We start from the raw sequence: 15,581 nt of genomic DNA, 5'->3' as shown, positions 1-15,581 counted from the left end.
CGAAGCAGTTTCATCGGTTTGTTTTTACTTCGGACGAACCCCATTTGCAATCTGCCCTGCAAATATCCCATCCATAAACGGGTACAGGCCGATAACCAGCATTCCGATTATTCCCGGGATGGCTAACTTGAATAACAATTCTTTAGGACTTTTAGTTAATAGCTGTGTTTTCATATCTTGTTTCATTGCAACTCACCTCTTAAAATATTATTCGTGCGGAGGGTTTAATACCCCGACGCTCTGCGTCGTAACAAAGGGTATTAAAGCTGACTGCAACCACCTTATGAGAACAACATACCCCGACGCTCGCGTCGGGGTTGTTGATTTCTTATTTTCAAATTTCCTTATTGGTTTAGTTATTTTTTTCAAGATCAATAATGTATTGTATGATTGTTTCTTTTATATACTTCTTATGAGCATCAAAAGAATTCCGTGCATTAAGCACTTCCGAACTCACGATTAAACCGTTAATGTAATGAACTAAAAAACCATCCTTAAAAATATGTGCCGTAATTCCCAGTTTCTTTGCAATGAGATCAAGTGCTTTAGTTGTGTGCAATTTTAGTTCTTGATATAAATCTTCCAAATCCCGATTATAGTTTTTTGCTTGCAAAAGAAGTGCGTACAGCTTCATTAAATCGGTTTTCGCTAATGCCTTACTTGTTAAAATATCACCCATTTGCCGATATTTATCTTTGCTCCGATTATGCGCTAAATATTCGGTTATCAAGCTATTTCTGTATTCATTTCCATCAAGCATTAAGTCTTTTAGCATTTCAGTTGTACTTGCATAATGATGATACACGCCGCCTCTACTCATACCTATTTCAGTAATGACATCTTCCATTGTTGTATTCTGAAAGCCTTTATCTAAAAAGCATTTTTTTGCGGCTTCTCGAATTTCTCTTTTTCTCATCTGTCCGACTTTTTGTTTTTCTTCTTTCAAAATAAAGTTCCCCCTTGTCTAGAAAAAACCGACATCATTGTCGGTTTTTAATATAGCGTTATTATTAAGTAGTGTCAAGTAAAAAAACACTTTTGCAAACAGCGCGAAAATTAAATTTTTAACAGACAGGATACTTGATTTTTGGAAGCTTATGTATTACATTGTAGTAAGAGGTATTATAAATGACTACGATATCAGCAAAAATTACACAGAACGATAAAATAAGTTTTGAACGAATCTGTGATTCTATGGGAATCAATATTTCTTCGGCTATCAATTCTTTTGTAAAGGCCACGATTCGGGAAAATGGCCTGCCCTTTGCACTGAAAGCATCCGAGGATCCGTATATTTATTCGGAAGAAAATATGAAATATTTGCGTAAAAGTATACATCAGATTGAAACCGGAAAATGTCAAATTCATGAACTGAAGGAAACTGACTGATGGTAAAAGTTTGGTCTGATATTGCATGGAAAGATTATTGCCGCCTTTTTGATAAACATCAGCAAAAATTGATAAAAAGTACACATGATTTAATTAAAGATATTGAAAGAAATGGTATTGATAAGGGAAAAGGACAACCTGAACCATTAAAGCATGAATTATCAGGGTATTGGAGTAGAAGAATAGATGCGGCAAATCGACTTGTATATAAAGTTGAAGATAATAAATTATATATTGTTCAGTGCGGTACACATTATAATCAATAAAAAAATCGTAAGGCATCGGTAATTATGGCATCGAGTAAAACATATTTAGATTTTATTTTGGAACAGTTATCGGAATTGCAAGACATACGCTATCGCGCAATGATGGGAGAATTTATCATTTACTATCGAGATAAAATTGTAGGCGGTATCTACGATGACCGCTTACTGGTAAAAGCGGTTCCGTCGGCAATTGCGTATATGCCGAACGCTTCCTACGAATTGCCGTATCAGGGCGCAAAAGAAATGCTTTTAGTAGACGAAGTTGATGACAAAGCATTTATAACAGGCTTGTTTAATGCAATGTATGATGAATTACCGGCGCCGAAAGGGAAAAGGGGGAAATGAAAAACGTGGGGTATTTATACTATGGAGCTGTTCCACATTAAGTTTTAGACTAAGCGATATTAAAAATAATCAACACCCCCTTCGCACGAAGCTGTTTTAAGCTGGTTGCAATCGGTTTTCATATCCTTTATTACAACACAGAGCACCGAGTGTATTAAACCCTCCCGCACGAATCGGCTGCCACACGTTCCGCCACTCATTTGCAACACATCTACTGGAATCCGGTTACGATATCCGTACTATCCAAGAATTTCTTGGTCACAGCGATGTTAGAACAACTATAGCTTGCCCCCATATCCTCAACCGCGGCGGTCTTGTTGTGCAGAGCCCTATAGCTAGGCTGTAATTTTTTTCATCCCATTTAGTGAAGATAGGCCTAATCTGCCTGTTGCTGATGCATTCCGGCGGATGTTATGGTAGAAAAATATTGCTTTTCTAATCTGTAGCAGTTTAAATTGAAAACGAGTCTTTTTTATGATATTATGAGGAACAGTCAAAAGAGTGTTATGTGGACACACCACTAGTACACGAGAGGTAAAACGTATGAAAAAAATAGAAGAAAAAGAAGAATATATAAACCAATATTTAAAGGAATTAAATGATATTTCATGGGAGAACTTTAAGAACTTTAGGAGTTTTTTAAGGCATCTAGCTGGAAATCACATATTAAAATCTTTTGAAAAACAAACTATTGAAAAAAATGAAACGACTTATCGTTTCCTATGGCAAATAGAAGAAGCATTTACGATAAATGAACGTGATGAAGTAAATAAGCCCTGGTTCTATAGTAAATTAAATGAAATAAAAAAATCTAAAGAAAGAAAACAGATTTCGTCAAATTTAGGTGAGTTAAGAGCCTATTCAGTTCTAAAACTTTCAGAATTTGGAAAAAATCTTCAATGTATGAATCAGAATACAAAAGGATGTGATTTTAAAAGTCGCATAATAATGAATAAAAGAGAAATAAACGTTTGTATTGAAATAAATACACCTTTGGGAAGAGATGACCCTAAACGAACGACCATCGACCATGGTACTACTAGAAGTAAAAGTATTTCGATTACTGAAAAAGAAATAGCTCCTTTTGGATTACCGCAAAGACAAGATATTGATTCTATAGGTTCAGAAGTTTTAAGTAAATTAAATTCAATAAAAGAGGATGAAGATCAGTTTGAAGATAATGCTGTAAATATTTTATTTGTCGATTTTGTTAATCCACTATTTTCTGATTTGAATTTATTAGATAATCATGGAAAACCTTTTCAAATATTTCATTCCGATATATATACAGGTAATATTTGGTTTGCAATGTACTCAAAAAAGAATGAGAATATACCTTTTAATATTGGGTTGTATTGCCCAAGTTATAAAAACCATACAAAATGGAATATGACGGAAAGCTAACGAAAAAATCAAAATTAGATTTTGTTATTTTTAACACTTTTGAAGGCTCTTATATTTATGAGAAAAATACAAAACATCATATTCCAATTAAAAAAGAAGTTTATTTGTCATTATATACAATACCAAGAATAAAATATGAAGACATTTGGTTAAATTACCCGTTTAAGGATTTATCTAAACGTATTAATTATATAAAAAAAACTACGAAAAAATTGTTGAATGACTATCATTTTTTTTTCACCTAAAATTGAATAATACACATAACACAGTTTTCAAAGCCGACATTTTTGCGTATGCAAAAATGCGGTTTAAAACAATGTTGAACGGACGCTGCGCGCCCGTTCAACGGGGCGGCGGAATCTCCGCCTGTCGTCCGGCGCACAGCGCCGTCCAACACGCGGATTAAGCTGACGGCGAAGCTCAAAAGCCTTACGGCTTTCTCACTTCTTGCAGCTTATCCGCCGCCCCGTTAGACATATCTTTCGGGCGAGATTGTTTTTTGCACTTACTCATTAATATTATTTATATTTTAATCGACAGTTTATAATTAAGAGGGACGTATTTCCTCAAGTAAAAATCTAACCGTAGCTATGACCGTTGTACTGCCATAGCGATAAGCTTACGCTGCAACAGCTGCGTTTTGACAAGCAGCTGTTGTAAATCCAATCTGTTCTTCCTCCTGAAAAGCTCAGCTTTTACCGCCTCACTTACATCAGCACTTTCCATCAGCCTTCGGTAGGGAGTCTTCGCCGCATCATATTTCTTTATAACCTTTGCGTCTACTCGTTCCTTTGCAATAATCTTCATCGAAGGGAAAAAGAAGTTAACGAGCTTGTTATAGTTTTCATACAATTCAGCCATAACAGCACGAGATGCTTCTCCCTCAAATCGATAGTAGCCGACAATACGTCTGACCACGCTGTCGTTTTTCTGTTCAACAAAACAGTTGTCATTCTTCTTGTACGACCGGCTTCGGGTGAACGTAATGTGATTTACTTCACACCACTGCAAAAGCTGTATGTTTTTGAACTCACGCCCGTTATCGCTATCGATACCTTTCATAGCAAAGGGTAAGTGTATTCTCACGTCCTCCGTCGCTTCTTTGACCCAACGATGAGCTTTATTCAAAAGCGCACGATTTTCCGTCCATCCTGAATGTACGTCGGTAAGCGTAAGCGTACAAATATATTGTCCTTCAGTAGTTGTACCGCAATGAGCGACCGTATCGGATTCGAAAAAGCCGGGTTTTCGTTCGTCCCAATCGAAGAAGGTGCGGATCGGAATGAGTTTATTGAGATTCTGTGCCGGCCGTGTCGTTGCAATACCGCGGATGGAATGCTTGGGGATTTCCGGCTTGATGATCCTACCGACCGTTGCGCTTGATATGCGAGCAAGTTTTGTTTTCAGTTGTTCAGTATAGCCGAACTTGTGCGCAAGGTAATCGATATTGTCGCGGATAAAGGGTACCAATCTTTTTGCGCACAGGTACATTGAAAATATCCACAAATGAATAACTTCTTTCTGCACGTCTTGTCCGTAGTATTTTTCATAATGCCGCTTTTTACGCGGCTTTTTGATGATCTGTACGCTCTTTTTCTCGACGTTGTTGAAGTGCGTTATTTTTATGTGCGCAGTATTTTTGAGGATGTGAATGGCGTATTTTCGGTTGTAGCCGGTGGTTGCGGTGAACTCGTCGATGATTTTCGTCTTGCGCTTCTTGTTTGCCGTACAGTAGCGTTTGGCCGTTTCTTCGGTCAATTTCTTTTTCGTTTTCATGTCTAACCCCATCTTGCCCTTCCTTCGGGCTTCTATTTTGGGTTAGATTTTTACGTGATGAACAGCTTTTTTTTCGGTTAGATTTAACGTGATGCAATGCGCGGGATAGAAAATTTATAAGAAAACGGGTAGAATAGATATATGTGTTTGCCGAAGTTATTAGTGAAATAGACTGATGTAAAATACTGGATTTATAGAATAGAGCATGACATCCCACAAAAGTCAGAACGTATTGTTGTACTTTTGTCGATAATTACATGCTTTTTAGTATTGTTGTTTACGAAAGGCAATCAGACATAGGGCTAATGAAAATGAGAGTAAAAAATTATTCCCTTATAAGTAAAAATTATGAAATTTCACTCGAACCCACCTATAGAAAAGAAAAAGGTATTTTTTATACAGATATAGATTTAGCAAGCCATATTGTTAAATTTTTAGATTTACCAAAAAGTTCCGTAATTTTAGATCCATGTTGTGGAACGGGAAATTTTCTTACAGAGGCAAAAGAATTAGGGTATGAAAAAATATATGGAGCTGATATTGATAAAGGTGCAATTTTGTTAGCAAAAAAAAATATAGACACAAACAACATTAGAACATTGGATACACTTGGCAATGATGCTGAGTATATTTTGAATAAATTCAATTTATCAGAGCCGGTTGATGCAATTATTGGAAATCCGCCGTATGCACCTATTGCAAAAGATATTATGATTGATACATCTGATTACTTGTTTTTAAGAAAAGTAAAGGATTCAGGTAGTAACTTATTTATTGCTGCAATGTATAGAGCATTTGATTTAATTAAATCAAATGGAACAATATCCTACATTATACCTAAAAATTTTCTTCACATTGCTTCATATTCAATGTTAAGAAAAATAATTTTAAATGAGAAAAAAATTGTTTCTATTTTAGATATAGGCAAGTATTTCAAAAATGTTAGAGGAGAACAGATTGTATTAACTTTAGAAAATAAATTTATGAACAATAATAATATTTCTATATACAAGTATGAAAGCTATGAATTTGTCAAGAAACTAGAAGTTTCTCAAAGCTTTTATAAAGATGAAATTTTATTATTTGGCAGCGAAGAAGATTTTACAATCTATAAAAAATTGGAAGGCACATATCAAAAATTTAGTAACATATGTACTGGATATGTGGGTAGAGGAAAGTCGAAGTCTGATAAAGCGATAGCTGGAAAGGATATACGTAAATTTTCATTCAAAAATATTGAAGTTCCTAAGAAGGGAAATAAAGTATTTATACAGAATATTTATAGTGCTGAAGCAGGTATAATTGCAAGTTTTGCAGGAAACCTTGAAGCTACAGAGACAGTAACTGTTTTTACTGATGGCGATGAAAAAATGTGTCGGTATATATTGGGATTTTTACATTCTAATTTATGTAATTATTATTTGCTTAAGTTTTGTTATAATAATTCAAAACTTACGATGCACACAGATGCAAAATACTTAAAAAAGTTACCTCTAATCATAAAGGACAATACATTTTCTAAGATAATAAGCATTGTCAAATCATTAGAAAAAATTGATTATATGAGTGAAAGTTGGTTTGATATGCTGGAATCTTTAAATGATTTGATATATAAGACTTATAATATATCTGAAAATGAAAGATTACATATAGATTTTCAAATGAAAAGTATACAGTCGAAGCGGTGGCATAATGATAAATGAAGAAAAAAAATGTAATAATTTATCTGGAAAAGAGTGGCTTCAAAATTCTTTTAGCATATGGAGAAATTTGACTAAGACTAAAGAAGAAAAAGGTATGGGGCATCCAGCTTCATACCCTGTTTCTTTGTGCGAAAAGCTTATAAAGACTTTTTCAAAAAATGATGCTTTTATAATAGATCCGTTCAATGGAATAGGTTCTAGTCTTGTTGCAGCACATAATCTTAAACGTAAAGCTGTAGGTATAGATTTGTCAAAAGAATTTTGCAGGGTTGCAAAAAAAAGAATTGGAGATGATAAAAAAATTAAAATTATTAATGGAGACAGTTTTTCCGAATTGGATAAATTGAAAGAAAATTCATTTGATTTGTGCATAACGTCTCCACCTTATTGGGACATACTAAATATGAAACGGAGCGCTGATGGAAAACGGAATGTAAATTATTCCAAAAAATCTAACGATATGGGGAATATATCTGACTATACTACTTTTATAAATGAATTGGGAAGATTATTTTTTAAAGTCAACAGAATTTTGAAACCTGGGGCATATTGCTTAATAAATGTTATGGATATTAGAAAAAAAAGTAATTTTTATCCACTTCATAGTGATTTGGCAAGCGAATTACAAAATCAGGAATATATATTCGATGATATTATAATTTGGGATAGACAGCAGGATTATAATAATATGAGACCTTTAGGATATCCATATAAATATCGTATAAATAAAGTTCATGAATATATATTGATTTTTATAAAAAAATAGGAGGATTTGCTATGTACAATGAAGAGTTTTATAATTTTTTAGTCAGCAACAAGCAGCGTATATTTATTGATGCTGAAGGAAGGAAAGATAAGATGATGGCTTTCATTCAAAAGTACAATAGTAAATATAATGAATCTGTTTCTGTTGGAGATTATGGTATATGTCTACTAGGAGATGTCGATAAATGGGGAATAGAACTGAGAATATATTTTAATGATATTTCAAATATTCCTACTTATTGGAATGAAAGAAAATATAATAACAAAAATTATAAATCAAATGAATTTACTTATAGATTAGATGATAATCAATTAGTCTATTATTTATTTGATAATGGATATCGACTTGGATACAATTAGAATAAGGAGTTTGTTTTGAATAATAAGTGAATAAATAATATGAGAACCTTATGTTATCCATATAAATATCGTATAAATAAAGTCCATGAATATATATTAATCATTATAAAAAAATAGGGGAAGATTATGTTCACATTAAGAAGCGTTTTATCTCAAAGAGGTTATAATTATGAATCTTTTTTGGACGGAAGAGCAGAAGATATCTATTTTAAGACAGTAAATAATCTGTGCTATTCAATAGGTTATATTTTAAGACATGCTCGTAGAATAGATGCAGAAATACCAGAAAAGCAGATATCAGAAATTTTAAGAGTTATACCAAATTATCCAATAACAATGGGTAGTACGTCTGGTGGAAATGCTATGAAATGGGATAAGCAGTACCGAATATATTTTAATTCTATAAGAAATATGCCTGTTGAATTAAAAAGAAGGTTACAGAATGATGATAAAATGAGAATCACAGGAAGCAGATTTATAGAGGCATGTTTTTATATTGGGTTTGTTCCCGGTTCGAATCAAGATAGAGATTTGATAGTTGAGGTTATGAATAAGATTTTTGATGATGAAGAAATCAAATCTTTTAAAGATGGATATAAAGGATAAGATTAATTATGAATACAGAAATGGCATATATGCTGGGAATGATATGTGGAAATGGTGAAATTCAGAGGACTTCAGTTAATACTATAATATCTATTGAAATACCACATAAAAAATTGGAAACAGAAGAAGTCCACGATGTGAAACTTTATGTAAAGGCAAGTATTGCAGATATTAGAAAGACTATTGAACCTTTAATCGGTGCAGGACTAGATTTTATTCAAAACTATTCATCAACCGTTTTGTCTTTCACTAAACCTAATACTGATTATTTAATACGCGAAATAAATAGGTTTATTGGTAATGCTGTATCACATAATGATATATCTATCCATGAAGATATTTTTGAGTGTAGTGTGGATGAACGCAGACAATTTTTAAAAGGATTTGCAGATGTTACAGGGTATATCAGGAGGAGTAATGCATATTTTCATAAATATGAGCACAGAGTTTATTTAGAAATACCACATAATTGGCAAATGGTAATAGATATATGTAATTTATTAAAATCAACCGATATCCCTGTGCAAACGATTGATTGGGCACATCCTAATATGCGAGATGGTGATTTGAAAAAGTATAAAGCAGGTCAAGTTAATTTTTGGAAAAAAGAACATCAAGTAAAAATATGGGCAAATGAGTTTAATCCAATTGGCTTTGGAATTATACACAAACAACAAGCATTGGACATGTTTTCGGATGAATTAATTGCTGCATATAGAAAACTTGGCAAAGATTTAAAAAAGAAAACTCATAAATACTTTTGGGAATCAAAAAGAAAATTGAATAAAATTAAACCACCTCACCCAGGAGAAGACGATGATTTTATCCCAATAACAATTAGGGGTAAGCATTTCAATTCATGGACGGAAATAGCGAGGGAGCTAGGCTATCATGAATAAGAGAAATATAAAAAGTGAATTTGAATTATATTTACCAATGAAAAATTGGTTGCAAAGGTATTTGGAAGATAATTACAAAGGATATAAAATTATCACTGTAGATGCCCATTCAGAAAGATTAGATAGAGTTTTAGCTAAGTATGATATAGTGAATAAACTTGCCGTTGGCGTAGATGTCCAAATAGATGTTTTAGGAATAGCGAAAAGAGGGAATACAATAAAACTATTTTTTATTGAAGCGAAAAAAACTAATTTAACATTAAGGGATTTAGGTCAATTATGGGCATATTGTAAGTTAATCGATCCTGAAGAAGCTTTTTTAATGACTTCAGCAGGATTAGGTACATTAAATAAATTACTAAACATTTTTAAAAGAGAAGATTTACTAGATTATGGAGATGGAAAACGTATAAAGAAAATGAAGATTTCTATTTGGAATACATCTTCTAATTCACCAGAATTATCAAGTATGATACCTAAAATATAATAAAAATTTTTATAATTAATATTTCTTAAAAACGTGGATAGGTATGTTAAAAAAGAATGGATAAAGAGAATGTCTAACACCCGCTTCAACGCTGACATTGCGTACGAGCCGCAAATGCAGGTTAAGCGGTAGATGTTAGATTGATTGACGGCAATGCCGTCAACATTGGAGTGAAGGGATATGAGAAAATCAATATTTGAAACTATAATCCAGAGTAACATAAAAAGTATTTGGAAAATAATAACCGATAATGAACATTATTCGTGGCGGAGTGATATTTCGGAAATAAAAATTATTGAACCTCATCATAAATTTATAGAAGTATCAAAAAATGGCATACAAACAGTTTTTATAATAACAGCGATAAAACCGTATAGTTTGTATGAATTTGATATGGAAAATAAATATTTTCGAGGACATTGGATTGGGTATTTTCAGGAACTTTCGGAAAAAGAAACGAAAATCTTGTTCACAGAAATCGTGAATATAAAAAATCCTATTATGGAAATATTTTCATATATATGTATGAATTTAAAAAGTATGCAGAAAAAATACATTTCGGATTTGATTAAAGAATTAGAAAAATAAAAAATATCAGGTATACTTGACATTTCCATCTCTTTTTAGTAACATTGTTATCGATTAGTAGAAATGTTATGACAAATATGGATAACTATTATGGAAAAAATATTAGCCGATAAAGATGAACTGAACACACGGGCAAAGATTTTACGCGCTGCAAAACAGGAGTTTTTTGCCAACGGCTTTGCAGATACCAATGTGCGCACTATCGCCGAAAAGGCAGGGGTTACGACGGGGGCACTGTATAACCTTTTTGATAACAAGGACGGCATATTCGAAGCTCTTGTAAGCGGTGTGTTCGACGAATTTTTAGACATAGTAGCGCATCGCAATGTATTCGACGCTGAAAATTTCGGTATGAAAACAAGCGAGCTTTCAGCAATTATCGAACTATCGCAACGCCGGTTCTTAAAAATGGTGGATTTTTTTTACGATAATTGGGATGCGATGAAACTGATTGTCTGCTGTTCGAAGGGAAGCTCCTATGAGCGCATTTTTGATAAAGCAATCGATTTAATCGAGCGTGAAACACTTCGATGGCTGAAACAAGACGGCGTTAAAATGTCGCGCCGCATACGATTTTTTATTCACGTTATGGTAACGTCTCACTGTGAAAATTTAAAAGAGATTTTTTATCATAATTTAAAAAAATCGGAAGCGATGGAATATGTGCTCGATTTTAACGTATACCATTGTGCCGGCTGGAAACAATATTGGATGGAGCAAGTAAAGGGTTAATGGGTAATGGATAATTTAAAGCGTGCGCAATTACTCATTACAAATTAACAATTACACATTGAATTAACGGTATAGGAGGTCTGAATGGACACATATAAAAGATTGTTTAAATATACGCCGGAAAAAATACATTGCGTGTATATTTCGGCGGTGTGCGCCGTGCTGGGCGTCGCTTCTCAGATGGGGGCATTTTGGTTTTTATGGAAGTTTTTGTACGCGCTTTTGGTTACCAAAAACGTTACGGACGGCTCGATGTACGCAACGGTGATCGTTTCGCTGTTGGCAGGCTATTCGATCGTATACTTCGGCGCGTTATGGGCATCGCACGTGCTCGGCTTTCGGCTTGAATCGAATTTGCGCAAAACCGCAATCAAACATTTGATGAATGCATCGTTTGCGTTTTTCGATATGAATCCGTCGGGAAAAATCCGAAAGCTCATTGACGACAATGCACAGGAAACGCACATGCTGGTTGCGCATTTAATTCCCGACAATATTTCCGCATTGTTTACGCCGATTTTTATGTTTATCATCGTGTTTGCGGTCGATGTAAAGCTCGGTCTTTTACTGGTTGCCGTTGCCCTTATCGGCGGTGTACAGATGATGTTTATGATGGGCAATAAAAACTTTATGCAGAAGTATCAAGCGGCGTTGGAGCGGATGAATGCGGAAGCGGTCGAATATGTGCGCGGTATGCAGATTGTAAAAATCTTTAAAAGCACCGTTGAATCTTTCAAAGCGTTTTACGAAGCGATTACCGGCTATTCCGATTTGGCATACAAGTACACGCTCAGCTGTCGTTCTCCGTATGTGATGTTTCAAGTGTTGTTTAACCTGTTTGCCGTCTTTACGATTCCTGCCGCTGTTTATTTTATGAATAAGGGTGCCGACGGAAATCTCATCATTGCAAAAATCGTCTTTTTTGTGTGTATTGCCGGCATTCTTTTTTCGGCATTTATGCGCGTTATGTATGTCGGAATGTACAACTTTCAGGCAAAAAGCGTTGTGGATAAGCTCGAAAATCTTTTTGCAGACATGGAAAAAGACAATCTCGAACACGGCACGGAAGAAAAGTTTGACAACTTCGGAATCGAATTTAAAAACGTTTCGTTCGGCTATACCGACGAAAAGATTTTAAAAGACGTGAGTTTTACGTTGGAACCGAACAAAACCTACGCGCTGGTCGGCTCTTCAGGCGGCGGAAAAAGTACAATAGCAAAATTGATTTCGGGTTTTTATAAAATAAATTCGGGTGAAATTTTAATCGGCGGAAAGAACATTTCGTCATATTCAAAAAATGCGCTCATGCACAGTATCGCCTTTGTGTTTCAAACATCGAAGCTTTTTAAAACGAGCATTTTTGAAAACGTCAAAATGGGTAATAAACATGCAAGCGATGAAGAAGTGATGAATGCGCTTCGGCTTGCCCGCTGCGAAGATATTTTGGCAAAATTCCCCGAACGTGAAAAAACGATTATCGGTTCAAAGGGCGTACACTTATCCGGCGGAGAAATTCAGCGTGTTGCGATCGCCCGCGCTATTTTGAAAAACGCGGATATCATCATTTTGGACGAAGCGTCCGCTGCCGCCGACCCCGAAAACGAATACGAAATTCAGCAGGCCTTTTCCAATTTGATGAAAAACAAAACGGTTATTATGATCGCGCACCGCCTCAGCTCGATTAAAAATGTCGATGAAATTTTGGTTGTCGAAGACGGAAACATCGTCGAGCGCGGCAGCGACGCCGAACTTATACAAAAAGGCGGAAAGTACAGCCGGCTGCAAAAGCTGTATTCTAAGGCAAATGACTGGAGGGTGTAATATGACTAAATTACAAAAATGGTTCGGGGTTACCGAATCGGGTGCAAAAGGAATAGTTACTGCGTCGGTATGGTCGATGCTTGCGGATATTTCGTTTATTTTACCGATGTTTTTGACAATGTTTTTCCTGCAAAGTTATTTTGACGGAACACTGCGGCCGGCGGGATTTTATATCGGTATTATCGCGGCTCTTGCGTTTGTGATGTATGTGCTCGTGCATATCAATTACAACACGCTCTACACGGCGACGTTCAAAGAATGCACGGAACTGCGCGTCAACATTGCCGACCGGCTCAAAGCCCTGCCGCTTGCGTATTTTTCGAAGCACGACGTTTCCGATTTGTCGCAAACGGTGATGACCGACGTTGCCGCAATCGAACATGCCCTCAGCCACGCAATTCCGCAAACAATCGGTCTTGTGTTGTATTTGATTGTAATCGGCGCGATGATGATTGCCGCACACCCGGGATTGGGCTTGTGCGTGTTTGTTCCGATTATCATCAGTTTTATTCTGTTAATCTTGTCGAAAAAAATTCAAATACGGGAAACGACGCGCGACTTTCATAAGCAGCGTGAACGTTCGGAATTTTTTCAGGAGACAATAGAGCTTCAACAGGAAATTAAAAGCTACGGGCTCACGGATACGGTTGCGGCAAAATTGAATCGCAATGTCGACGAAGCGGAAAAACTGCATTTGGTTGTAGAAGCGCATCAAGCGATTCCCCTCAATATTGCACTGCTGTTTTTAAAGTTTTCCATCGGCGTTACCGTATTTTTCGGACTAAAAATGTATTTGGCAGGAACGGCACCGCTTTTGTATCTTATCGGCTATATTATCGCCGCTTCCCGTGTTGTGGATGCGGTTGCAGGCGTTGAAGCAAACCTTGCCGAAATGATGTATATCGATTCGCGCGTTAAGCGCATAAACGAGCTGCGTGAAACAAAAACGCAGGAAGGCGAACCCGCTTCTTTGCAGCATTACGGTATTCAATTTAAAGATGTTGAGTTTTCGTATAACAGTGGGCAAAAGGTTATCGACGGCATTTCGTTTACTGCCGAACAAAACCGCGTTACCGCGCTTGTCGGCCCGTCCGGCTGCGGCAAAACAACCGTACTCCGGCTTGCATCCCGTCTTTATGATTACGATAAGGGACAAATCCTCATCGACGGCAAAGACATTGCAAAGATCGACACCGACAGCCTTTTCGATAAAATTTCGATTGTGTTTCAGGATGTCGGACTTTTTAATACGTCGATTATGGAAAACATCCGCGTCGGAAACAAAAACGCAAACGATGACGAAGTAAAAGAAGCCGCGCGCCTTGCAAACTGCACCGAGTTTATCGAAGCTTTGCCGGACGGCTATAATACGGTCATCGGTGAAAACGGCAGCAGGCTTTCAGGCGGAGAGCGGCAACGTCTTTCCATAGCCCGCGCCCTTTTGAAAAACGCGCCGATTATCATCCTCGACGAAATCAGCGCTTCGCTCGACGTTGAAAACGAAATGAACATTCAGGAAAGCCTCAACACGCTCATAAAAGGCAAAACGGTGATTATCATTTCGCACCGCTTAAAGTCGATCGAAAACGTCGATAAAATCATCGTAATGAATAAGGGCAAAATCGATGCGGAAGGTACACACGCTGAACTCCTAAAAACCTCACCGCTCTACCGCGACATGATTGAAAAGTCGGGTTTGACGGAGACGTATGTTTATTAAACGGAAGGATAAAATTTTACCGCCTGCTCCGCAAGAGCATCTTCCGGTGATGGGCATCGGACCGGTGTGCATTGCAATTATGATTGCATTTACGGCTGCGGGCATTGCGCTTGTCAAATTCGATATGTTTGCCGGCGGAAAAGTGAACGGCACGCCGGCCGCGATTCTTTTTGTCATTGCCGGAATCCTGTGTATTGCAGGCGGCGTTGCGTTGTGGTGCGCCGCGGTATTCGGCGCGCGCATCGACATCAAGATAAAATCGAATCGGCTTGCAACCGACGGCGTGTATGCCCTTGTGCGCAATCCCATTTATTCGGCATTTTTATTTATTTGTACCGGCGTACTGCTGTTTTGCCGGAATCGGTACGTGTTGATTTTACCGCCGCTTTTTTGGCTGTACCTTACCGTATTTATGAAGCTGACGGAAGAAAAATGGCTTATCGAACGCTTCGGCGATGAATATGCGGCGTATTGCAAACGGGTCAACCGCTTTATTCCGTGGAAAAGAGGATGAACGGGTAATTGATAATCGGGAGAATTATTATATGAATGAAACAAAAAAAGGGCATCGGAAAATCGGACGGAAAACCGAACGCAGGCGGAGCCGCACGCGGAACGCAATCCCGCAAAGCAGCAGACTATCAAGCGGCTTTTAAGCTATGCGGGAAAGAGCAGAGGGCTTTTGTCGCTGCCGCTCGTGCTTTCCGGCTTGAGCGCTCT

Annotated in this window: 16 protein-coding genes and 3 pseudogenes; 16 read left to right on the top strand and 3 right to left on the bottom strand. The window is 36.6% G+C overall.

Annotation, left to right across the window (positions count from 1 at the left end):
* Window positions 1-48 precede the first annotated feature (48 nt).
* Together HMPREF0860_RS13760 and HMPREF0860_RS04055 are read right to left on the bottom strand one after the other, a co-directional pair.
* Window positions 49-186, bottom strand: a pseudogene (locus tag HMPREF0860_RS13760) (MATE family efflux transporter); the annotation flags it as partial.
* Window positions 187-352: 166 nt separating this feature from the next.
* Window positions 353-946, bottom strand: a complete 594-nt coding sequence (locus tag HMPREF0860_RS04055; RefSeq protein ID WP_021330890.1) for a TetR/AcrR family transcriptional regulator — start codon at window positions 944-946, stop codon at window positions 353-355.
* Window positions 947-1,128: 182 nt separating this feature from the next.
* On the opposite strand from HMPREF0860_RS04055, the gene HMPREF0860_RS04050 reads away from it, so the two are divergent.
* From HMPREF0860_RS04050 to HMPREF0860_RS04035, 5 genes and pseudogenes are all read left to right on the top strand, one after another.
* Entirely contained in the window at window positions 1,129-1,389 is a 261-nt protein-coding gene (locus HMPREF0860_RS04050; RefSeq protein WP_002681992.1) for a type II toxin-antitoxin system RelB/DinJ family antitoxin, read from the top strand.
* Entirely contained in the window at window positions 1,389-1,655 is a 267-nt protein-coding gene (locus HMPREF0860_RS04045) for a Txe/YoeB family addiction module toxin (RefSeq protein WP_021495511.1), read from the top strand. Before HMPREF0860_RS04050 ends, HMPREF0860_RS04045 begins: the two co-directional genes overlap by 1 nt.
* 24 nt (window positions 1,656-1,679) lie before the next feature.
* Window positions 1,680-2,000, top strand: a complete 321-nt coding sequence (locus HMPREF0860_RS04040; protein ID WP_021330888.1) for a TfoX/Sxy family protein — start codon at window positions 1,680-1,682, stop codon at window positions 1,998-2,000.
* Window positions 2,001-2,163: 163 nt separating this feature from the next.
* A pseudogene (locus HMPREF0860_RS13540) lies at window positions 2,164-2,346 on the top strand (tyrosine-type recombinase/integrase); the annotation flags it as partial.
* A 197-nt stretch (window positions 2,347-2,543) separates the two neighbouring features.
* Window positions 2,544-3,404, top strand: coding sequence for a hypothetical protein (locus HMPREF0860_RS04035; RefSeq protein ID WP_021495516.1), 861 nt, complete (start codon window positions 2,544-2,546; stop codon window positions 3,402-3,404).
* A 588-nt stretch (window positions 3,405-3,992) separates the two neighbouring features.
* Here the strand turns inward: HMPREF0860_RS04035 and HMPREF0860_RS04020 are convergent.
* Window positions 3,993-5,192 (bottom strand): integrase catalytic domain-containing protein, encoded by a 1,200-nt coding sequence (locus tag HMPREF0860_RS04020; protein WP_038081402.1) that lies wholly within the window; start codon window positions 5,190-5,192, stop codon window positions 3,993-3,995.
* A 245-nt stretch (window positions 5,193-5,437) separates the two neighbouring features.
* Between HMPREF0860_RS04020 and HMPREF0860_RS04015 the strand changes: the two genes are divergently transcribed.
* From HMPREF0860_RS04015 to HMPREF0860_RS03965, 11 genes and pseudogenes are all read left to right on the top strand, one after another.
* Window positions 5,438-6,883, top strand: coding sequence for an HsdM family class I SAM-dependent methyltransferase (locus tag HMPREF0860_RS04015; RefSeq protein ID WP_021495514.1), 1,446 nt, complete (start codon window positions 5,438-5,440; stop codon window positions 6,881-6,883).
* Window positions 6,873-7,649 (top strand): DNA methyltransferase, encoded by a 777-nt coding sequence (locus tag HMPREF0860_RS04010; RefSeq protein ID WP_021495513.1) that lies wholly within the window; start codon window positions 6,873-6,875, stop codon window positions 7,647-7,649. Before HMPREF0860_RS04015 ends, HMPREF0860_RS04010 begins: the two co-directional genes overlap by 11 nt.
* A gap of 11 nt (window positions 7,650-7,660) precedes the next feature.
* Window positions 7,661-8,008: a hypothetical protein gene (locus tag HMPREF0860_RS04005; protein WP_038082188.1), complete on the top strand. Its 348-nt coding sequence runs from the start codon at window positions 7,661-7,663 to the stop codon at window positions 8,006-8,008.
* A gap of 126 nt (window positions 8,009-8,134) precedes the next feature.
* Window positions 8,135-8,614: a hypothetical protein gene (locus HMPREF0860_RS04000; RefSeq protein WP_038082185.1), complete on the top strand. Its 480-nt coding sequence runs from the start codon at window positions 8,135-8,137 to the stop codon at window positions 8,612-8,614.
* 8 nt (window positions 8,615-8,622) lie between these two features.
* Complete coding sequence (locus tag HMPREF0860_RS03995) at window positions 8,623-9,513, top strand: hypothetical protein (RefSeq protein ID WP_021329994.1); 891 nt, start codon at window positions 8,623-8,625, stop codon at window positions 9,511-9,513.
* Window positions 9,506-10,000 carry a hypothetical protein gene (locus HMPREF0860_RS03990; protein ID WP_038082183.1) on the top strand — a complete coding sequence of 165 codons (495 nt, stop codon included), beginning with the start codon at window positions 9,506-9,508 and terminating at the stop codon, window positions 9,998-10,000. The genes HMPREF0860_RS03995 and HMPREF0860_RS03990 overlap by 8 nt, the downstream gene beginning before the upstream one ends.
* Before the next feature lie 180 nt (window positions 10,001-10,180).
* Window positions 10,181-10,588, top strand: a complete 408-nt coding sequence (locus HMPREF0860_RS03985) for a hypothetical protein (protein ID WP_021331289.1) — start codon at window positions 10,181-10,183, stop codon at window positions 10,586-10,588.
* Between the two features lie 68 nt (window positions 10,589-10,656).
* A pseudogene (locus HMPREF0860_RS03980) lies at window positions 10,657-11,320 on the top strand (TetR/AcrR family transcriptional regulator).
* 84 nt (window positions 11,321-11,404) lie between these two features.
* On the top strand, window positions 11,405-13,141 hold the full coding sequence (locus HMPREF0860_RS03975; RefSeq protein ID WP_021331287.1) for an ABC transporter ATP-binding protein: 1,737 nt from the start codon (window positions 11,405-11,407) through the stop codon (window positions 13,139-13,141).
* Between the two features lies 1 nt (window position 13,142).
* Entirely contained in the window at window positions 13,143-14,861 is a 1,719-nt protein-coding gene (locus HMPREF0860_RS03970) for an ABC transporter ATP-binding protein (protein ID WP_021331288.1), read from the top strand.
* The gene (locus HMPREF0860_RS03965; RefSeq protein WP_021331292.1) at window positions 14,851-15,375 is read left to right on the top strand and encodes a methyltransferase family protein; all 525 of its coding nucleotides are present in this window, start codon (window positions 14,851-14,853) and stop codon (window positions 15,373-15,375) included. The genes HMPREF0860_RS03970 and HMPREF0860_RS03965 overlap by 11 nt, the downstream gene beginning before the upstream one ends.
* The last annotated feature ends 206 nt before the right edge of the window (window positions 15,376-15,581 follow it).

Origin of the sequence: Treponema socranskii subsp. socranskii VPI DR56BR1116 = ATCC 35536 (assembly GCF_000468115.1) — a bacterium.
Taxonomy (GTDB): domain Bacteria; phylum Spirochaetota; class Spirochaetia; order Treponematales; family Treponemataceae; genus Treponema_D; species Treponema_D socranskii.
Note: the sequence above shows the minus strand (reverse complement) of the source record. Positions and strands in the feature narration are given on the sequence as shown.